Source organism: Kitasatospora sp. NPDC057904 (genome assembly GCF_042887925.1).
In the GTDB taxonomy this organism is placed as follows: Bacteria; Actinomycetota; Actinomycetes; order Streptomycetales; family Streptomycetaceae; genus Kitasatospora.
In genome coordinates this window covers 605208-625503 of sequence record NZ_JBHVOL010000002.1, presented here as the reverse complement: position 1 = coordinate 625503, position 20296 = coordinate 605208, and the positions used below count along the sequence as shown (strand labels likewise).

The window sequence follows — 20296 nt, the reverse complement described above, 5'->3', positions numbered from 1 at the left end:
CGGTCAGCGGTGGTGTGGCGACGTGTCCGGCGGTGGAGATCCCGGCGGGTTCTTCGGCGAGTTGGACGCTGACGGGCACGCTGGATGCCAACGCGACGGTGACGCCGACGAACTCGGTGACGGTGACGGGTGGTCCGGATCCGACGGCGTCCTCGCACACGGCGGTGGCTTCGCCGTCGGGCTCGCCTTCTTTGCAGGCGAATCTGGTGGTTGCCAAGGTGTTGGTGACGAACCCGGTGGTGCCTGGGGAGCAGATCCAGTGGCGGGTGAGCGTGACGAACAACGGGCCTTCGCGGGCTCGGAACGTGGTCGTGACCGACCGGGTGCCGTCGGGGGTGAGCAGCGCCTCGATGGTGGCTTCGGACGGGACCGTCTGTCCGGTCAGCGGTGGCACGGCGACGTGTCCGGCGGTGGAGATCCCGGCCGGGCAGACGATGACGTGGACGTTGTCCGGCATGCTGGACCCGAATGCGACCGTCACGCCGACCAACTCGGTGACGGTGACGGGTGGTCCGGATCCGTCGGCGTCGTCGCACACAGCGGTGGCTTCGCCGACGTCCTCGCCTTCTCCGCAGGCGAATCTGGTGGTTGCCAAGGTGTTGGTGACGACTCCGGTGGTGCCTGGGGAGCAGATCCAGTGGCGGGTCAGCGTGACGAACAGCGGTCCTTCGCGGGCTCGGAACGTGGTTGTGACCGACCGGGTGCCGGTGGGTGTGAACGACGCTTCGATGGTGGCTTCGGATGGGACCGTCTGTCCGATCAGCGGTGGCGTGGCGACGTGTCCGGCGGTGGAGATCCCGGCCGGGCAGACGATGACGTGGACGTTGTCCGGCACACTGGACGCGAACGCCACGGCCACGCCGACCAACTCGGTGACCGTCACGGGCGGGCCCGACCCGAGCACCTCGGTGCACACCGCCACCGCCTCCCCGAGCGGCAGTCCCGAGCCGCAGGCGAGCCTGGTGGTGTCGAAGGTGCTGGCGACGGACGCCGTGGTGCCCGGCCAGCAGATCCAGTGGCGGGTGACGGTGACCAACAACGGTCCCTCGCGGGCCCGGAACGTGGTCGTGACCGACAAGGTCCCGGACGGCGTGCTGAATGCGTCGATGAGCGCCCAGGACGGCAGCGACTGCCCGATCGCCGGTGGCGTGGCGACCTGTCCGGCGGTGGAGATCCCGGTCGGTGTGACGCTGACCTGGACCCTGACGGGGACGCTCGACCCCGCCGCCACCGTCACGCCGACCAACACCGTGATCGTCACGGGCGGTCCGGACCCGAGCACGACCGCGCACACGGCGGTGGCGAGCCCCACCGCCGGGCCGGTGCCGGACGCGCGGCTGTCGGTCTCGAAGGTGCTGCTCACCGATCCGGTGGTGCCCGGGCAGCAGGTCCGGTGGCAGGTGTCCGTCACCAACCGCGGACCGTCCGCCGCCCGTGACGTGGTCGTGAGCGACCGGGTGCCCACCGGGGTGTCGAACGCCTCGATGACGGCCGACGACGGCACCGCGTGTCCGATCGCCGACGGCACTGCGACCTGCCCGGGCGTGGGGATCGCGGTGGACGCGACCCGGACGTGGATCCTGAGCGGCACGCTGGACGCCGGTGCCACCGTCACGCCGGCCAACACGGCCACCGTGACGGGCGGGCCCGACCCGGGCACCCCGACCCACACGGCGGTGGCCTCGCCGACGTCCTCGCCCTCGGCGCAGGCGCGGCTGAGCGTGGCGAAGGTCCTCGTCACCAGCCCGGTCGTGGCCGGGGCGCCGATCGAGTGGCGGGTGACCGTCACGAACGACGGGCCCTCCGTGGCGCGTGGCGTCGTGGTGAGCGACCGGGTGCCGGCGGGTGTGACCGGCGCCGCGATGACCGGGCCCGGCGGTGCCACCTGCCCGATCTCGGATGGCGTGGCGACCTGTCCGGCGGTGGAGATCCCGGTCGGCGTCACCTTGACCTGGACGCTGACGGGCACGCTCGATCCGGCCGCGACCGGCACCCCGGGCAACACGGCCGTGGTGACCGGCGGTCCGGACCCGGCGACGCCGACGCACACGGCGGTGGCCCCGCCGTCCGGCTCGCCCTCGGCACAGGCGCGGCTGACCGTCGCCAAGGTCCTGCTGACCTCCCCGGTCGTGGCCGGGCAGCAGATCCAGTGGCGGGTGACGGTGACCAACGACGGGCCCTCGCTGGCCCGGAACGTGGTCGTGACCGACCAGGTGCCCGCCGGGGTGAACGGGGCCTCGATGACGGCCGACGCGGACGGGACGCCGTGCCCGGTCACGGACGGCCTGGCGACCTGCCCGGCCGTCGAGGTCCCGGTCGGCGCGACGGTCTCCTGGACGCTCACCGGCACGCTGGACCCGAACGCCACGGCCGTCCCGGTCAACACCGTGGTGGTGACCGGCGGTCCGGACCCGACGACGCCGACGCACACGGCGGTGGCGACCCCGACGGAGCCGATCACGGTGAAGCACGACCTGCTCCTCGCCAAGCACGCGAGCCCGTCCGACCCGAAGGCCGGTGACACCGTCACGTACACCGTCACCGCCACCAACCGGGCCGGCGGCACGTACGTCGGCGCCGTCGTCACCGACGACCTGTCCGGGGTCCTGGACGGCGCCGGGTACGACCTCAACGCCCATGCCAGCAGCGGGCGGACGGCCTACTCCGCGCCGCGGCTGACGTGGACGCTGGACATCCGGCCCGGAGCGACGGAGACGCTCACGTACACCGTCACCGTGAAGCCGGACGCGGGCGGCACGACGCTCGTCAACCGCCTGAGCGCCGACGGCTCCAACTGCTCCGGCGCCAGCGGAGGGAACGGCGCACGGCGGGCGGTGAGCGGGAACTGCTCGACCACCACCACGGTCCAGGTCATGCCCAGCCCCAGCCCGACGACCAAGCCCCCGCTGCCGCCCACCGGTAGCCGGAGCCCGAAGCCGGCCGTGCTGCTCACGGTGCTGCTCCTGGTGCTCGGTGGCGGTCTGATCGCGGTCCGCCGCTCGCGGCGCTGACCCGCGGACACCGCCGGGCGGCCGGGTCCTCCGGCCGCCCGGCGGTGTCGTGTTCCCGGGAGGGGCTTCGCCGCGTTTCGGTGATTCGGGGGTGCCGGCAGCCGCCGGGCCGTCATGATGATGGCGTTGCGTCAACCTGTTGGGGGGCAGGGGTGGGGTCGGAGCTCGACGAGCGCGAATGGGGACGGCCTCCGGAGTTCGGGGCCGAGTTGCGGCGGTTGCGGAAGGTGCGGGGGCTCTCGCTCGCGGAGATGTCGCGGCTCGTCCACTACAGCAAGGGCTACCTGAGCAAGATCGAGAACGGCGGCAAGCCCGCGACGCCCGACCTCGCGCAGCGGTGTGACGACATGCTGCGGGCGGGCGGCGCGCTGGTGCGGCTGGTCGAGTGCCCGCGGGCCGATGAGCGAGGGACGGACGGTGGGGACGAGCCGTGTCCGTACCCGGGGCTCGCGTCGTTCGGGCCGGGGGAGGCGCGCTGGTTCGCCGGGCGGGACGGCGAACTCGCCGAGCTGATCGACCGGTTGGCCGAGCGGGCCGGGCACGGACCGCTCGCGCTCGTCGCGCCGTCCGGGGCCGGGAAGTCCTCGCTGCTCATGGCCGGGCTGGTGCCGGCGCTGCGCGGTGGGGCGCTGGCTCCCGAGGGGAGGCCGGGGTGGCGGGTGGCGGTGTGCACGCCGACGGCGCACCCGTTGGCCGCGCTGCGGGAGGCGCTGGAGGAGGCGGCGCGGGAGGAGCCGTCGGGCGCCGGACTGGCACTGATCGTCGACCAGTTCGAGGAAACGTTCACTCTGTGTGCGGACGAGGAGGAGCGGCGGGCGTTCGTCCGGACGCTGTGCGGGCTCGCGACGGTGCGCCCGGCGGCGCTCGTCGTGCTGGGTGTGCGGGCGGACTTCTGCGGACGGTGCCTCGACCACCCTGAGCTCGTGCCCGTGCTCAGCCACGGGCTGCTCGCGCTCGGCCCGATGGCCGGGGCGCAACTGCGGGAGTCGATCACGCGGCCGGCGGCCGAGGCGGGGCTGGGGCTGGAACCGGGGCTGGTGGAGGTGTTGCTGCGCGACCTGGGGGAGCGGGCCGGGGCGGCGGAGAGCGCCGGGGTGCTGCCGCTGCTGTCGCACGCGCTGTTGGCGACCTGGCAGCGGCGCGACGGGCGGACCCTGACGGTGGAGGGCTACCTGGGCACGGGCGGCATCCACGGCGCGGTCGCGGAGAGTGCCGAGCGGGTGTTCTCGGGGCTGGGCGCCGGGCAGCGGGAGCTCGCTCGGCAGCTCCTGCTTCGGTTGGTGCAAGTCGGCCCGGAGGGCGAGGAGTTCCGGCGGCCGGTGGCGCGAGCGGAGCTGCTGTCGCTGCTGGTGGGCGGGGACGGCGGGGCGGTGCTGGACGCCTTCGTCCGGGCCCGGCTGCTCACCGTGGACCGCGAGACGGTCGCGATCACGCACGAGGCGCTGCTACGGGCCTGGCCGCGGCTGCGGGACTGGGTGGAGGCGGACCGGGCCGGCCTGCTGATCCGTCGTCAACTCGGTGAAGCTGCTGCGGAGTGGGACCGGGACGGACGGGACCCTGCCGCGCTCTATGGCGGTGCGCGGCTCGCGGCGGCTTGGCAGTGGGCGCAGGATCCGCTCCATCACGGTGAATTGACGGATGGTCAAACAGGCTTTCTGCGGGCGAGCCGGAAGCATGAGGACGAGCGCCAGGGGGTGGCCCGCCGGCAGGCGCGACGGCAGCGTCGACTCATCGTTTCGCTGGTCCTGTTGCTCGTGATCACGCTCACCGCCGGGGCCTTCGCCTACCAGCAGCGGTCCTCGGCGGTCGACCAGGGGCGGACGGCGACGTCCAGGGCGATGGCGGCCGAGTCGGGCCGGCTCGCCGCCGGGCGGCCCGAGGCGTCGATGCTGCTCGCCGACCGGGCGTTCCGGCTCGCGCCGACCGTCGAGGCGCGCAGCGCGCTGCTGAGCACGCAGGCGCAGCCGTTCGCGGGGCGGCTGGTCGGGCACACGGGGCCGGTGAACGGGTGTGCGATCAGCCCCGACGCGAAGCTGCTGGCGACGGCGAGTTCGGACGGGACGGTGCGGCTGTGGAGCCTGCCGGACCGGCGGCCGAGCGGGACGCTGGTGGGGCATTCCGGGCCGGTCAGGGGTGTCGCGTTCAGCCCGGACGGGCGGGTGCTGGCCTCGGCGGGGTCGGACGGGGTGCGGCTGTGGGACGTGGCCGGGCGGCGCTCGCCGGTCGTACTGGGCGGGCACGACGGGCCGGTGCGGGCGGTCGCGTTCAGTGCGGACGGACGGGAGGTGGTGTCGGGCGGGGCCGACGGCGCCGTCCGGGTCTGGTCGGCGGCCGCGTGGGACGAGGGCGCGAAGCTGAAGGGGGACATCGGGGGCACGGGGGACGTGTCGGCGGGGCCCCGGCCGCTGATGACGCTCACCGGTCATCGGAGTGAGGTCCAGGCCGTCGCCACCGGACCGGACGGGCGGACGGTCGCGTCGGCGGGCGCGGACGGGACGGTGCGGCTGTGGGACGCCGTGACGGGTGCCGCCACGGCGGTTCTGAGCGGGCACGGCGGGCAGGTGCTCGGGGTCGCGTTCAGCCCGGACGGGCGGAGCGTGGCCTCGTCCGGGACGGACCGCACCGTGCGGCTGTGGGACGTCGCGAGCGGCGCCACGACGGCGGTCCTCACCGGGCACAGCGACGACGTCAACGCGGTGGCGTACCTGGACGGCGGCGCCACCGTGGTGAGCGCGGGCGGGGACGGGACGGTGCGGCTGTGGGACGTCGCCGGGCGGCGGGTGACCGCGACGCTCGCGGGCCACACCGACTACGTCCTCGGCGTCGCGGCCGGCCGGGACGGCACGCTGCTGGCCACGGCCGGGTTCGACCAGTCGGTGGTGCTGTGGGACCTGGGGGCGGCGGCACTCGTCGCCCATCCGTTCGCGGAGGTGTGGCGGGCGGTGTTCAGTCCGGACGGGCGGACGGTCGCGTCGGCGGGTGCGGACGGGACGGTGCGGCTGTGGGACGTCGCGACGCGGCGGCAGACCGGGGTGCTCACCGGGCACGGCGGCCAGGTGCTGGGCGTGGCGTTCAGCCCGGACGGGCGGCTGCTGGCCTCGGCCGGCGCCGATTCGACGGTCCGGCTGTGGGACGTGGCCGCGCGGAGCCAGGTGGCGGCGTTCACCGGGCACCAGGGCTCGGTCTTCGCGGTGGCGTTCGGCCCGGACGGGCGGCTGCTCGCCTCGGCGGGCGAGGACCGTACCGTCCGGCTCTGGAACGTGCCCTGGCAGCGGGCCGAGGGAGTGCTGATCGGGCACACGGACTTCGTCAACGCCGTCGCCTTCGCCCCGGACGGGCGCACGCTCGCCTCGGGGAGCGACGACCTCACGGTGCGGCTGTGGGACGTCGGTGAGCTGCGCCCGGTCGGCACGCTGACCGGGCACACGGGGGCCGTGCGCGGACTCGCGTTCTCGCCGGACGGGCGGACGCTCGTGAGCGGCGGCAACGACGGGTCCGTCCGGCTGTGGGACGCCGGGGAGCGACGGCCGCTGGCGACGCTCACCGGGCACACGGGGGCGGTGCGGGCGGTCGCGTTCTCGCCGGACGGACGGACGGTGGCGAGCGGGGGGAACGACGGGACGGTCCGGACCTGGGACGCGCGGGCGGGCGCGCCGGTCGCCGCGCTGGCCGGGCACGGGAACGCCGTCTGGTCGGTCGACTTCGGCCCGGACGGGCGCTCGCTGGCGAGCGGCGGCAGCGACGGGACGGTGCGGTTCTGGAACCAGGACACCGGTGCGCGCTCGGCCGCGATCTGCGGGCTGCTCGGACCGGTCGACGCGGCGCGATGGGCGGCGCTGCTGCCGGGGGAGCCGTACCGGGCGGGGTGTTGACCGGGGCTCGTCGAGGCAGGTCGGCCGCGGTTTCCCGGAAGGTTTCCCGTTTCCCGATGGGATGGGCGACCGGTGGCGGGTGGACGGTTGCCGGGTCGGGTGGGCAGGCTCGGGGCACGGGCGGCGGTCCGCGACCGCATTCGGTGTCCGACGATGCGTCAGATGTCGTGCGGCCATGGGGGTGTACGGGGGACGGCCGCACGGCCGGGTGCTTCCTCCCTTGAGCGGCCCGCCGCCCGTTCCGTCGCACCTCCATGAAGAGGGGACCTTCCTTGCGAGCGAACCACCGTAGAACTCCCGTGGCAGGCCTGCTGCTTGCCCTCCTGGCCGGGCTCCTGAGCGCGATCACCCTCGCCGCTCCGGCCCGCGCCGACACCACCGCCGCGTGCGGGCTGGGCGGCACCCCGATATCCGACGGTGCCGCCCGCGCCATCGCCGCCGCGTGCGACGAGGTCGCCGCCGGCACCTGGTACACGTGGGGCGGCGGCCACGGCCCGACCCCGGGCGCCACGTACGGCAGCGTCGACCCGAGCGACCCCGAGCGGTCCAGGAACGATCCCTACCGGCAGGGCTACGACTGCTCCGGGTTCATCCGCTGGGCCTGGTACAAGGCCGCGGGCTCGGACGTCGTCGGGCAGAAGGACGCCGCCGAGGAGTTCCAGCTCCCCGGGCAGCGCCTGGGCACCGACACCGGTGTGCTGAAGCCCGGCGACCTCGTGTTCTGGGGCACGTCGTGGGTCCACCACGTGGCGATCTACCTGGGCGGCGGCAAGATCGTCGAGGCGCGGGAGTCGGACACGCACATCATGGTGTCCGACCTGACCAGCCACAACATGGCCGACTACGCGGGTGCCGTCCGCTACGACCCCGGCACGGCGGCCACCACCAACCACCAGACGTGGAGCAACGGCGTCAACATCCGCCCGACGCCTGGCACTTCGCGCCCGCCGGTCGCCGTCCTGCCCGGCCCGACGACCGTGCGCGTCCAGTGCCAGACCCACGGTGAGTCGGTGACGGCGGAGGGCTACACCAACGACGCGTGGTCCTACCTGCCGGACTACCACGGCTGGATCAGCAACATCTACCTCCAGGGCCCGGCCTGGCTGCCGGACGTGCCCACCTGCTGACCGGCGACACCCCTCCGGCCCTCGCCCGCTCGGGCGGGGGCCGGGCGTCGCCCCCCTGCCGTCAGCGCGCCACGCGGCGGGCCCGCAGGTACTCGCGGGCCAGGAGGCGCAGGGCGCCGAGCTTGGACGGGCCGGCGGAACGGCGGAGCAGAGCGGGGACGTCGGCGCGGGCGGTGGCGCTGGTGAGGGCCTCCAGGCCGACCATGCAGCGGACCATCGGCCGGTGGGCCGGCGGGGCCAGGTCGACCACCGTGCGGGCGGTGGCGAGGGTGCGGTCGACCTGGTCGAGCTGCTCGGCGACCAGGGCGCGGAAGGCCGGTGTGTCGCGGCCCTGTTCGAGGTCGGCGCGGGTGACGCCGTGCCGGTCGAGAGCATCGGCGGGGATCGTCAGACGGCCGTCGGCGAGGTCCTCGGCGAGGTCGCTGACGAAGTCGAGGCGCTGGCTCGCGTCGATGAAGACGCGGCAGGCGGCCTCGTAGGCGCTCTGGTCGCCGTCGGGGCCGAGCAGCGCGGCGACCACCATGAACGCGGGCAGTGCGTAGCCGTCGAGGTAGGCCTGGTAGTCGGACTCGGTCGCGAAGCCGGTGAAGTCGAGGTCCGCGAGGGCTCCGGCGAGATGGCCGGGGATGCGCTCGCGCAGGACGGGACGCGCGGCGGCGGAGGCGAGCAGCGGGCGCAGCTCGGGGTTGTCCGTCCGGCCGGTCGCGAGTCCTTCGACGACCTCCTGCTCCCAGCGCGCGTAGGCCGGCCGCCGCTCGTCGACCGGGCCGCTGTCGAGCAGGGTGTCGGTGCGGTGCATGAAGGCGGTGGCGGCGATCACGTGCGGCACCAGCCGGGGCGGCAGCAGCAGCCCGGCGGCGAGGGCGGCCTCGCGGCGGTAGGCGGTGACCTGCTCGCGCTGCCGGCCGTAGTCGCCGCGCAGTCCGGGGTCGTCGATCCCGGCCGCGTCCAGCGCGCGCTCCCAGCTGCCCACGTGCTTCCCTTCGGTCCTTCGTTCGATCGTCCCCGAGCCTAGACGGTGGGCGTGGGGGTGGTGATACGAGGGCCGGGCGCGAGCGATTGGTAAGTGTTCGGTAAGGCGGGTTCGTTTAGGGTCGAAAGACGAGAGCCGCCCGTTTCCTCCGTCCGGGGGGACGGGGAAACGGGCGGCCGGTTTCGATGATTCTTGATTCGTCATCGAACTCGATATCGTGGCCGCTTTTGTGCTATGCGGCGATGACGATCGAGTTGATGGGGGTGAGGTTGATGTAGAGCCAGGAGACGGCGGTGTAGGCGGGGCCGCAGTCGACGCCGTTGTAGCCGGTGCAGAACGACACCTTGGCGCCACCGGTCTGGTTGTTGAGGATCCACTTGTAGCCGTACTGGTTGGAGAGGTTGTACGTCCCGTAGTTGTAGTACCGGTTGGTGATCGTGCCGTCGTTGGCGTAGATGCAGACGTACCCGTCCGCGCAGCCGTTGATGGTGTCGGCGTGGGCTGTGCCCGCGCCGGCGAGCAGGGAGGCGGTGGCGGCGAGGGCGGCCGCGCCGGTGCCGAGTACGGCCTTCAGACGCTTCATTGAGCGTTCCTTTCCCGAGTTTCGGTGGGCGGTCGTTTCGCCCGTGGGACCAGGAAATCGGATGACGGATCGCCGGTCGAATCATTCGAAACAATTCGAAGACGATCACGCGTAAAAGGGGGAATCACGTGATCCGGATCGAACTCTCGGCGGCCGCGGTGGCGCGCACGCGTTTCGCCGTGTCGCCGCTCTACCAGGCCATGCACCTGCTCTTCGCCCTCGGGCGGCAGCCTCGCGCGGTGCCGTACGAGTGGCGGCTGCGGGCGCGGGACGTCATCGTCGGGCGGCGGCTGGGGTTGCTCGCCGCGCTGGCGATCAGTGCGGACGGCTACACGCCCGACTTCCTGACGCCGGAGCCGGCGGCCTACCGGTCGGCCGTCGAGGACGAGTTGCACCTGGTGGCCACCGCGCCGGTCGAGCGGGTCCGGGCGGAGATGGGACTGGTGCTGTCCGGGCTCGCGGACCTCGGGATTCCGGCCCGCAGGCCGCGCGCCCTCGTGCTGGACGCGCTGGACCGCGGGGAGGACGGCTTCGCGGAGCGGCTGGCGGGGGAGTTGGGCGCGTTCTGGTCAGGTGTCCTCGGGCCTCACTGGGCGGGGCTCTCCGCGCGGCTGGAGCACGACATCGCCCGTCGGGGGGAGCTCACGGCGGGGCTCGGGCTGGGCGGGATGGTCGCCGGTCTGCACCCCGAAGTGGGCTGGCACGACGGGACGTTGTCCGTGCGACGGCCCGGCCGTCCGGACCGGCAGCCGGGGCTGCGGATCACCGGGCCGGGCGTCATCTTCGTGCCGGGCGCCTTTCCGCCGGGGCTGATGCTGTCCTTCGACCCTGCGGCGGGGAGACGGACGCCCGTCGTGGTCTACCCGGCGCTCGGCCTGGCGCGGGAGGCCGGGGAGCGGCTGGGCGGATCGCGCTCGTCGATCCTGGCGGAGCTGACGCGGGCTCGGACGACGGCCGACGTGGCCTCGCGCGTCGGCCTCAGCCCGAGCACGGTTTCGTACCACCTGCAGGCGCTCCACCGGGGCGGGCTCGTGCGGCGGACCCGGCGGTCGCGGGAGGTGTACTACGAGGCAGTGGGGGATCCGGCGGGCCGGTTGCGGTGAGGAGCGAAGCCCTTGCCGGGGCGGGCCTTCGGGGCCCGCCCCGGCAAGGGTCGGTGGCGCGGACGATCAGGTGGGCGTCAGGAGACGGTCACGTCGTCGTAGTAGGTGTAGGTCGGGTCGCCCGGGTAGTTGTCGTCGCGGTTCGTCAGGGTGAGGGTGTAGCTGTGGCCCGGGGTCACGGCCGCGGTCTTGTTGACCCAGGCGGAGGTGGCGGCGCAGGTCTTGGCGAGGACCGTCGTGGTGGTGCCGGTGGTGTTGTCCTTCAGGGTGGCGGTGGCCCAGTCGTAGGTCACGGTGTCCGGGCAGGTGTTGCTGTACCAGAAGGAGAGCCTGCTGGAGCCGGCCGGGGCGGTGAACGTCTGGGCGATCGAGGAGGTGGTGCTCGGGTTGGCCGAGCCGACCATCGCGCCGTACCCGCCGCTGTGCGCCGCGGAGCCGGAGGCGGAGGTGGAGCCGGCCGAGGTCCAGCCGGACAGGTTGCCGGTCTCGAAGCCGCCGTTGGTGATGGCGTTGCCGCCGCCACCGCCGGTGCTCTCGGTCCAGCCGAAGGAGGCGCTGCCGGAGGCGTTGGTGCTGTCCTTGGCGGTGACGGTGACGGACGAGGTGCCGGCGGCGGTCGGGGTGCCGGAGATCAGGCCGGTCGAGGAGTTGATCGACAGGCCGGCCGGCAGGCCGGTGGCGGAGTAGGTGAGCGCCTGGCCGGAGGCCGAGTCGGTGGCGTGGATCTGCAGGCTCGCCGCCGTGCCGACGGTGCCGCTCTGGCTGCCCGGGTTGGTCACGGTCACCGTGTTCTGGCCGGTGCCGCCGCCGACGATCGGGTGCGAGATGGCGCAGGAGTTGGTGTCGTTGGACCAGCTGGCCTGCTCGGCGAAGGAGCCGGTGCCCATGGTGATCATGGCCGCGCCGCCCGTGGTGCCGGGGGAGAGCCAGGCGCACTCGTCGGAGTTCTCCTGGCCGTTGTAGCTGCTGCCGGACACGTGGTTGGTCCAGCCACCGGCCGGGAACTGGTCGGACATCGTCTCGTGCCACTCGTGGCCGAGCGTCATCGTCCAGCCGTCGAGGGTGCCGCTGCCGGAGTTGATGAATCCGACCCCGCAGCCGGCGCCGGAGTCCATGTTGTACGGCTGGTTGGAGAACGCGAGGTCGCCGTAGGGCGAGTTGACCGCGCCGCCGGTGAGCGTGGTGTCACCCGTGTAGTCGTGCCAGGCGCAGTACTGGTTCTGGTAGTTGTCCGGGTTGGTGCCGGTCGGCGAGAGGATCACGTAGTACGCGTCGCGGTTGGACGCGGCCGTGGTGTTGCCGAAGTGGCCGGCCGCGTTGACGGCCTCCTGGCCGAGCTGGTTGCCGCTGGCGGCGCTCGGCGAGGCGCCTGAGTTGTCGTACCAGACGCCGGACAGGACGCCGCCGCTCTGGTACGGGACGAAGCTGGCGTTGGACGGGCAGCTGACCGCGCCGGACGCGACGTTGGGGCCGTCGCACCACTGCGTGAGGTCGGCGGACCAGAGCTCGCCGCCGGTGCCGATGTCCTTGAACATCTCCTGGGCGACGGCGGCGGCGCCGTCCGGGTCGCCGGAGAAGGTCGCGTCGCCGCTGCCGTTGGTGCCCTGGCTGCCCCACTGGCTGCCGTAGAAGACCAGGTAGACCTTGGCGTGGCCGTCGAGGACGCCGACGCCGTTGGTGCCGCCGCCGTACGACAGCGTCTGCGGACCGGTCGCCGCGGTGCCGGCGTGGGTGTCCGCCCAGGCCTTCATCTTGGCGTTCTGCGCGATGGTCGGCATGGCGCCGTGCCGGTACGGGTGCTGGTACTGGGGGCTGAACGGGTTCGCCGCCGACGCGCTCGGCCGGTTCGTCGCCTCGGGCTGGGCCTGTGCGGCGGTGGAGGCGAATCCGGCGGCCGCGAGGGCCAGCGCCGCGACGCCGGACAGGACCGTCGTTCTCGCCTTGCGGGTCGGTCTGCCCGCCTTGTGGGGCGTGCGGGAAATACCCATGGTGGGGGGAGCCTCTCTCATGCCGACCACCCGCCTGCCTGTTGGCAGCGGGGCTGTGCGGGGTGAGGACGGAGGAGAACAGGCGGCACCGGCACGTGATCCGACGGATCGTCGGTCACGGATCTACGAGGGGGATGGGGGCGGTGCAGCCTGCCACGCCACAGCAAAGCAGCTCCCGGAAATGGGGGTCAACGGGCCGGTGAGTAAAGGGCTTTGAGCTGAACACAACGTTTTCGAAAAATCCGCACGCGGGCGTGCGGTTGGGATCTCGGATTTCCCGCGTCAACAGATTACGGGCCGCTTATTCAGTGATGGCCGGACTTATCCAGTGAAGTCGAGGCGCGGAGTGTGTCGGCAGTCTTGACCGGGCTGACGCTTGCTGCCACTGTCGTGCTCGAAGTTGCTTGAACTGAAGCAGAGTTGAGCAAGAGTGAGCCAGGGAGTGCCCGTGTTCCCTCACCCGTCCCGCAGACTCGCCACCCTGTTGACCGCCGCGGTCCTGCTCGCGGCCACGGTCACCGCTTCCGCGCTGCCGTCCGCGGCCTCGGCCGACGAGCCCGACGGCTCGGCCGCCTACACCGTCACGGTCGGGGCGCCGACGCCCTTCACCCACCCCACCGACACCCCCGCCGTCCCGTACGTCGACAAGGACGGCACCTTCTACTTCCAGCAATCCGCCGCGCTGTACGGCAAGAACGACCCGCGCTACTGGGACTTCTTCACCGGCACTGACTTCGACACCGCCACCCGGTCCGCCGCGATCAGCGGCGCCGTCAACCCGGCCGACCCCGCCGACCGGAACGACGACACGACCTCGCGCTGCAACAACAGCCCCACCGGGCGCGGCGCGACGTTCGCCGGCGGCGCCAGCGGGTACGCGCAGAAGAACTACTGCGACCTGTCCGGCGTGTGGATCGACCCCGACACCGGCGACTGGTACGGGCTGGTGCACAACGAGTTCACCCCGCAGCCCTTCGGGGACGGGCTCCACTACGACGCCATCGACTACGCCGTCTCCACCGACCAGGGCCGCACCTGGTCGATCAGGGACCACGTCATCACCTCGCCGTACAGCACGAGCCGGGGCGACACCGCGCAGTTCCCCAACGAGACCTACTCCTACGGCGACGGCGACCAGCGGCTGCTCGTCGACACCGCCTCTGGGTACTTCTACGTCTTCTACGGCTCGCGGATCGTCGACAAGAGCGGTGGCTGGAAGGCGTTCCACTCCCACGTGGCCCGCGCGCCGATCGCTTCCAAGATGGCGCCCGGTTCCTGGCGGAAGTGGTACGACGGCGCCTGGACCGAGCTCGGCACCGGCGGCCGCGAGAGCAACATGGTGCCCGTCGACGCGGACAACTCCACCGGGTACACGGCGGCGGCCGACGAGTACGACCCGGCCAACACCGGGACCTCGGCCCAGCAGATCGCCGCCGGGACGATGCCCCCGACCTCGCCGCTGTTCGTCATGGACGTCACCTACGACGCCTACCTCGGCCTCTACATCGGCGAACCGCAGGCCGTCGACCAGAGCGGCAACGCGCCCCAGCACTACTACGCCACCGCCGACCTCTCGACCCAGAAGTGGGTGCCGATCGGCGACACCGGCGGCTACCACACGGCCTCCTGGTACCGCTGGTTCCTCGACGGCGCCAACCGGACGAGCTCGGCGATCGTCGGGCGGACCTTCCGCGCCTACTGCGCGTTCGGCTGCTCCGGCGGGGCGGACGGCGAGTACGTGCCGGTCACGATCGACCCGTCGGCGCCCGCCGCGCCGCCGGTCGACCCCGGCCGGGTCTACCGGATCGCGAACGCGGACGGACGGGTCCTCGCGCAGGCCGCGGGCGGCCCGGACACCACCTCGCTGGTCGCGGCGACCGGCTCGCCGCTGGAGTCCTGGACCTTCGCGGCGAACGGCGACGGCTCGTACCGGATCGCCAACGGCTCGACCGGGCAGCTGCTCGGGGTCGACTCGGGCTCGGTGAGCGGGCGTTCGTGGGGAGCCCGGCCCGTCCTCGGCGCGGCTCCGGCCGGCGGGCCGACGGTCGGGCAGCAGTGGTGGCTCGTGCCCGGCACGGCGGCGGACGGCACCGCGACCGGCGCGCTGCGGATCGTGAACCGTTACAGCGGCCTCGTCCTCGGACTCTCGGCGAACGCTTACCGGCTCACCGAGACGACCCCGAACCGGAGTTGGACGGACCGCAGCGGCAGCACGGTCGGCGGCGCGCGGACGGCGGCGGAGCAGACCCTGACGCTCACCGCCCTCGGCCCGGCCGGCACCGGGCTCGACGGCACCCGCACGGTGGTGGCCTCGGGCAAGGCGCTGGACGACCCGGCCCACTCCACCGGCCAGGGCACCCGGCTCGTCACCTGGACGCCCAACGGCGGCCGGAACCAGAACTGGGTCTTCACTCGGCAGGCGGACGGCAGTTACCAGCTCGCGAACGGCGAGTCGAAGCTCTGCGCCGACGTCAGCGGCGGTTCGGCAGCGGCCGGGGCCCAGGTGATCCAGTGGCCGTGCACCGGCGCGGCCAACCAGCGCTGGATCGCGACGCAGGTGGCGGGCGGCGGGTACACGCTCGCGTCGCAGAAGAGCGGCCTCCTGCTGACCACGGCTTCGACGGGCGACGGCGCGCTCGTCACGCAGCAGCCGGACACCGGCTCGGCGCTCCAGCGGTGGGTGATCGGCTGAGGCCCTGACGGTCGGACGGCGGCGGCTCCCGGGGCCCGGTGGTGGCCCTGGGAGCCGCGCGTGACGGGGTGGCGGCGTGGCGGCGCAATACTCCGATCAGCGGCGCTCTCCCCGCCGATCGGCGGGTGTCCCCGGTGGGCCGTCAGGGGCCAGCCTTGCGGGCAGTTCGGCATGGACATGCCATATCTGTTCCATGTCGCCCCCCCACGAGGCGGCCCCACACCGCCGGACAAGGACACACCATGAGGTACTTCCCGCTGCCCAGGATCCTCGCCGCCGCCGCTGCGGCCACCGCGCTCGCGCTCGCCGCGCCCGGGACCGGCGCCTCGGCCGCGCCCGTGCCGAGCCCGCCGATCATCGGCGGTGGCAGCGCGTCGCAGAACTACTCCTTCATCGTCTCGCTGCAACAGGGCGGCCAGCACATCTGCGGCGCCTCGCTGATCTCGCCCACCTGGGCGGTCACCGCGGCACACTGCGTGGCCGGCGGCACGGCCGACCAGTTCACCGTCCGGGTCGGTTCGAGCGACCGGACCTCGGGCGGCGAGGTGGCCTCGCTCGCCCGGGTCGTCCCGCACCCGAACTACAGCACCAACAACGACATCGCCCTGCTCCAGCTCGCGGCCCCCGTCCAGGCCACCCCGATCGCGATCGCCGACAGCGCGCCGGCCGGCACCGCCACCCGGCTGCTCGGCTGGGGCCAGGAGACGCCGCAGCCGGGTGGTGACAACGGCCCCGACCAGCTCAAGGAACTCGACACCAGCCTGCTCCCGAGCGGCTGCGCCGAGGGCTTCGACGCCTCCTCCGAACTCTGCGTCAACAACCCGCAGGGCCCGGACGGCAGCAACCAGGGCGCCTGCTACGGCGATTCGGGCGGCCCGGCGATCGCGCAGATCAACGGTGAGTGGCGGCTGCTCGGCGCCACCAGCCGCGCCGGTGGCACCTCGCCCACCTGTGCGGTCGATCCGTCGATCTACACCAACGTGACCGCGTTCAAGGACTTCATCCAGAGCACCATGGCGAGCTGAACCGCACTCCTGCCGAACCGCTCTCCTGCTGAACGGCATTCCTGCTGAACCGCTCTCCTGCGGCGTGCGGACCGAGGTCCGCACGCCGCAGGACCTTGTGATCCGCGTGAGCTAACTCGCGCCCAGCGGCAGTGCGTGCAGGGCGTCGTCGTGGCCCGCGTAGAGGTGGGTGTCGTCGGCGGCCAGCGACCAGACGTCCTTGCCGGGGATCCCGTCGCGGAAGGTCCAGAGCTGCCGGCCCGTCGCGGCGTCGATCGCCCACACGCCACCGGCGGCCGGCCCGGGGACGTACAGCACGCCCTTGGCCACCAAAGGTTGGCTCCGGACGTCCAGCGGGAACGGCAGCCGGTAGGACCACACCTGGCGGCCCGTCGCTGCGTCGTGGCCCGTGAGCAGGCCGTTGTCGCGCGGGACGTAGACCCGGGTGCCGTCCGCGACCGGCGGCAGCGCCCGCCACTGTTCTCCCGCGGCCGGACCGGCCGTCCAGCGCGACTCGCCGTTCGGCGCCAGCGCGCGGACGCCCCCGGTGCCGTCGGGGACGTAGATGTTCTCCGGTCCGGGGGTGTACCAGCGCAGGTTCTCGTCCGCGGGGGCCTTCCACAGCTCCCGGGCGTCGGTGGCATCCCGGACGACCACCTCGGTGCGCTCGCCGGCTCTGCGCCTGCACATCAGCAGGCCGGGGGCGGCCGTCACGGGGGCCAGCAGGTTCTCGCCGGCCCCGAAGGGCAGCGACCAGAGCACCGACCGGTCCGAGACCCGGATCGCGAACACCTTGGTGTCGGGTGACGTGGTCGTGGTCGAACCGTAGTTGAGGACCGAGCCGTACAGCGTGCCGCCGTCGCAACCGGCCAGCTGGACGCTGCCGCGGCCCGACTCCTCGGGCAGCGGCAGGCTCCAGTCGCCGCCGGGGTCGGTGAGATGGCGGGACTCGATGCGGCCCTGGAAGGTGGTGAACAGCCGGTCCGGCCCGAACACCACGCTCCCCATGGAGTCCGGGCCGCTCGGCGGGTACGGGCGCGGCTGGTCGAAGGCGATCAGCCGCGCCGGGGCGCCGCTCGCGGGATCCAGCACCACGAGCCTGGTGCGGGACGGGAACAGCGGCCGGTCCGGCCGGTCCGCCAGCCGTTCGGGCGCCATCGCCTCCGCCCCCCGGTACGTCCAGGCCGGCACGGGCCCCTCCGCCGCGGTCGGCCGCGGCGTCGGCGGCGCCGTCCGGGCGGAGCGCCCGAAGGCCCACAGCGCCGCGCCCCCCGCGAGCACCCCGGCCCCGACGAGCAGTCCCCGCCGGCCGAGCCGCGGCCCCTCCCCGCCCCCGCCGACCACGTCCCCGGGCGTCCCGCCGGCACCGCCCGCGTCGTCCCACTGCCACGAGCCCTGCTCCGCCGACCGCTGCCCGGCCGAAGGCGACTCCATCTACCGGCTCCCTCGTCCCCCCAAGGCAGCGCTCACCGCCGCCGATCAACGGAGACTACCGAACATCCGTCCCCGATCTATTGCGGCGGCGCGATCCGGCCGGGTCTCGGATCCGCCGGCAGTCGGCGGCGCCCTGTCGGCCGCCGTCCGGCATGGCCCTTCGCGCACTCCGGCCGCCGGGCGGGCAGGCTCGGGACCACGCACACCGTGGTCCGGCGCTGCCGGCGGGAGGGTACGGCCATGTGGACCGAGGGCGGTATCAGGCGGTTCGGCGGCGGAGGGTGGCGGCTCCCAGGGCGAGGGCGAGCAGGGCGGAGCCGGCGACGACGGCGAGATCGCGGGCCACGGCGGAGTCGGCGGTGGCGGTGGTGGTGAGCCGGGTCATCGCGTCGACGGCGTAGGAGAGCGGCAGGACGTCAGAGGCCCAGCGCAGCGCGGTCGCCATGGCGTCGCGCGGGACGAAGAGCCCGCACAGCAGCATCTGGGGGAGGAGGACGGCGGGCAGGAACTGGACGGCCTGGAACTCGGTGGCCGCGAACGCCGAGACCAGGAGGCCGAGCGCCATGCCGAGCAGTCCGTCGGCGACGGCGACGGCGAAGACCAGCCAGGTGGGGCCGGCGATGTGCAGGCCGAGCGGCCCGATGGTGAGGGCGGTGGCGAGGGTCGCCTGGAGCAGGGCGACGGCGCCGAAGGCCAGGGCGTACCCGAGGAGCAGGTCGAGCTTGCCCAACGGCATGGTGAGCAGCCGTTCCAGGGTGCCGGTGGTGCGTTCCCGGAGCATGGCGACCGAGGTGACCAGGAACATCACGAGCAGCGGGAAGACGCCGAGCAGGGCGGGGCCGGTCCGGTCGAAGGTGGCGGGCTGGGCGTCGAACATGTACTTGAGCAGGACGAGCAGCAGGCAGGGCACGACCAGGAGCAGGGCGAGGGTGCGCGGGTCATGGCGCAGCTGGGTGAGGACGCGACGGGCGGTGGCGAGGGTGCGCCGCAGGGCGTGCGCCGTCCGCGGCCGGGTGCGGGGGGTGGTCATCGGCCGGCCTCCACCAGTTCGAGGAACGCGCTGTCGATGTCGGCGGCTCCGGTGGCGCGGAGCAGCGCGTCGGGGGTGTCGTGGGCGAGCAGCCTGCCGTCGCGCATCAGCAGCAGGCGGTCGCAGCGGGTGGCCTCGTCCATGACGTGGCTGGAGACCAGCAGGGTGGCGCCGCCGTCGGCGAGCCGGCGGAAGAGCCGCCAGAGGTCCTGGCGGAGCACCGGGTCGAGGCCGACGGTCGGCTCGTCGAGGATGAGCAGCTCGGGGGTGCCGAGCAGGGCCGCGGCGAGTGAGACGCGGGCGCGCTGGCCGCCGGACAGGCGGTCGGCGATGTCGCATTCGTGGCCGGTCAGGCCGACCTGGGCGATCACCCGGGCGGGGTCGGTCCCGGGTGCGCCGAGGACGGCGGCGAAGTAGTCGAGGTTCTCGGCGACGCTGAGGTCGCCGTAGACCGAGGGAGCCTGGGTGACGTATCCGACGCGGTGGCGCAGGGCGGGGCTGCCGGCGTCGAGGCCGAGCACCTCGACGCGGCCGGCGGCGGTGCGCTGCACGCCGACGACCGAGCGCAGCAGGGTGGTCTTGCCGCAGCCGCTGGGGCCGAGCAGGCCGGTGATGGTGCCGGCGGCGATGTCGAGGTCGAGGCCGTGGAGGACCGGGCGGCCGCCGCGTTCGACGGTCAGGCCGGTGATGCGGACCGCGGGGCCGGGCGGCCCCGCCATGGAATTCATCATGTGATGAGTTTTGCGCCGCCGGGGGTGCCGGTCAAGTCGCGCGCAGGTGTCACCGGTGACAATGGCCTCGTGAGTGGCGAGGGGAATCAGCAGAAGCGGGTCGGACGGCGCCCCGGGGGAGAGGACACCCGGGGCGCGGTGCTGGAGGCGGCCCGGGCGGAGTTCGGGGCCCGCGGGTACCAGAAGGCGAGCATGCGGGCGATCGCCCGCGCGGCCGGTGTGGACGCGGCGCTGCTGCACCACTACTTCGGGACGAAGGACCGGCTGTTCCTGGCGGCACTGGACTTCCCGGTCGACCCGCGGGCCGTCGTGGAACGCGTGCTCGCGGGCGAACGCGAGCGCGTCGGCGAACGCGTGGCCGCCTTCGTCCTCGGGCTCTGGGAGGAACCGGCGGTACGGGACCGGCTGCTGGCGCTGCTGCGCACGGCGGCGGCCAGCGAGGATGTGGCGGCGCTGGTGCGGGGCTTCATGGTGACCGAACTCGTGGGCCGGCTGGCGGGCGAACTCGACCTGGAGGAGCCGGAGTTGAGGGTGGAGCTGACGCTCTCGCAGATCGTCGGGCTGGCGATGGCGCGCTACGTGATCCAGGTGGAGCCGCTCGCGTCGGCACCCGCGGAACGGCTCGCCCCGCTCCTGGCCCGGACGGTGCAGGGATACCTGGCCGAGCCCTGAGGGTGCGCGGCGCCGGGCCTGGCGGCGCCGCCGGACCGTTCTCGGGCACGGCTCGACAGCTCGACGTAAGCCGATG

The 20296-nt window shown here is 73.5% G+C and carries 13 protein-coding genes; 7 read left to right on the top strand and 6 right to left on the bottom strand.

What is annotated here, in order from left to right:
* The first annotated feature begins 14 nt into the window (after window positions 1–14).
* From ACFVSN_RS08140 to ACFVSN_RS08130, 3 genes are all read left to right on the top strand, one after another.
* Entirely contained in the window at window positions 15–3011 is a 2997-nt protein-coding gene (locus tag ACFVSN_RS08140; RefSeq protein WP_387954211.1) for a hypothetical protein, read from the top strand.
* A 44-nt stretch (window positions 3012–3055) separates the two neighbouring features.
* Window positions 3056–6883, top strand: a complete 3828-nt coding sequence (locus tag ACFVSN_RS08135; protein WP_387954064.1) for a helix-turn-helix domain-containing protein — start codon at window positions 3056–3058, stop codon at window positions 6881–6883.
* Between the two features lie 299 nt (window positions 6884–7182).
* Window positions 7183–8010, top strand: a complete 828-nt coding sequence (locus tag ACFVSN_RS08130) for an NlpC/P60 family protein (RefSeq protein WP_387954062.1) — start codon at window positions 7183–7185, stop codon at window positions 8008–8010.
* 61 nt (window positions 8011–8071) lie between these two features.
* Here ACFVSN_RS08130 and ACFVSN_RS08125 read toward each other — a convergent pair whose 3' ends face one another.
* Window positions 8072–8983: a phytoene/squalene synthase family protein gene (locus tag ACFVSN_RS08125; RefSeq protein ID WP_387954061.1), complete on the bottom strand. Its 912-nt coding sequence runs from the start codon at window positions 8981–8983 to the stop codon at window positions 8072–8074.
* 232 nt (window positions 8984–9215) lie between these two features.
* Window positions 9216–9566: a hypothetical protein gene (locus ACFVSN_RS08120; protein WP_380444828.1), complete on the bottom strand. Its 351-nt coding sequence runs from the start codon at window positions 9564–9566 to the stop codon at window positions 9216–9218.
* 128 nt (window positions 9567–9694) lie between these two features.
* Here ACFVSN_RS08120 and ACFVSN_RS08115 point away from each other — a divergent pair, with 128 nt between their 5' ends.
* Window positions 9695–10669, top strand: coding sequence for a helix-turn-helix domain-containing protein (locus ACFVSN_RS08115; protein WP_380444827.1), 975 nt, complete (start codon window positions 9695–9697; stop codon window positions 10667–10669).
* 77 nt (window positions 10670–10746) lie between these two features.
* Here ACFVSN_RS08115 and ACFVSN_RS08110 read toward each other — a convergent pair whose 3' ends face one another.
* Entirely contained in the window at window positions 10747–12657 is a 1911-nt protein-coding gene (locus ACFVSN_RS08110) for a putative Ig domain-containing protein (RefSeq protein ID WP_380446404.1), read from the bottom strand.
* 448 nt (window positions 12658–13105) lie between these two features.
* On the opposite strand from ACFVSN_RS08110, the gene ACFVSN_RS08105 reads away from it, so the two are divergent.
* Together ACFVSN_RS08105 and ACFVSN_RS08100 are read left to right on the top strand one after the other, a co-directional pair.
* Window positions 13106–15349, top strand: a complete 2244-nt coding sequence (locus ACFVSN_RS08105) for an RICIN domain-containing protein (protein WP_387954059.1) — start codon at window positions 13106–13108, stop codon at window positions 15347–15349.
* A gap of 242 nt (window positions 15350–15591) precedes the next feature.
* Window positions 15592–16374, top strand: a complete 783-nt coding sequence (locus ACFVSN_RS08100; protein WP_387954057.1) for a S1 family peptidase — start codon at window positions 15592–15594, stop codon at window positions 16372–16374.
* Window positions 16375–16485: 111 nt separating this feature from the next.
* Here ACFVSN_RS08100 and ACFVSN_RS08095 read toward each other — a convergent pair whose 3' ends face one another.
* From ACFVSN_RS08095 to ACFVSN_RS08085, 3 genes are all read right to left on the bottom strand, one after another.
* Complete coding sequence (locus ACFVSN_RS08095; RefSeq protein WP_387954055.1) at window positions 16486–17787, bottom strand: PQQ-binding-like beta-propeller repeat protein; 1302 nt, start codon at window positions 17785–17787, stop codon at window positions 16486–16488.
* A gap of 259 nt (window positions 17788–18046) precedes the next feature.
* A complete protein-coding gene (locus tag ACFVSN_RS08090) occupies window positions 18047–18817 on the bottom strand; it encodes an ABC transporter permease (RefSeq protein WP_380446408.1) in 771 nt (256 codons plus the stop codon).
* Window positions 18814–19548, bottom strand: a complete 735-nt coding sequence (locus ACFVSN_RS08085; protein WP_387954053.1) for an ABC transporter ATP-binding protein — start codon at window positions 19546–19548, stop codon at window positions 18814–18816. The genes ACFVSN_RS08090 and ACFVSN_RS08085 overlap by 4 nt, the downstream gene beginning before the upstream one ends.
* A 69-nt stretch (window positions 19549–19617) precedes the next feature.
* On the opposite strand from ACFVSN_RS08085, the gene ACFVSN_RS08080 reads away from it, so the two are divergent.
* Window positions 19618–20220: a TetR family transcriptional regulator gene (locus tag ACFVSN_RS08080; protein ID WP_387954051.1), complete on the top strand. Its 603-nt coding sequence runs from the start codon at window positions 19618–19620 to the stop codon at window positions 20218–20220.
* Window positions 20221–20296 lie beyond the last annotated feature (76 nt).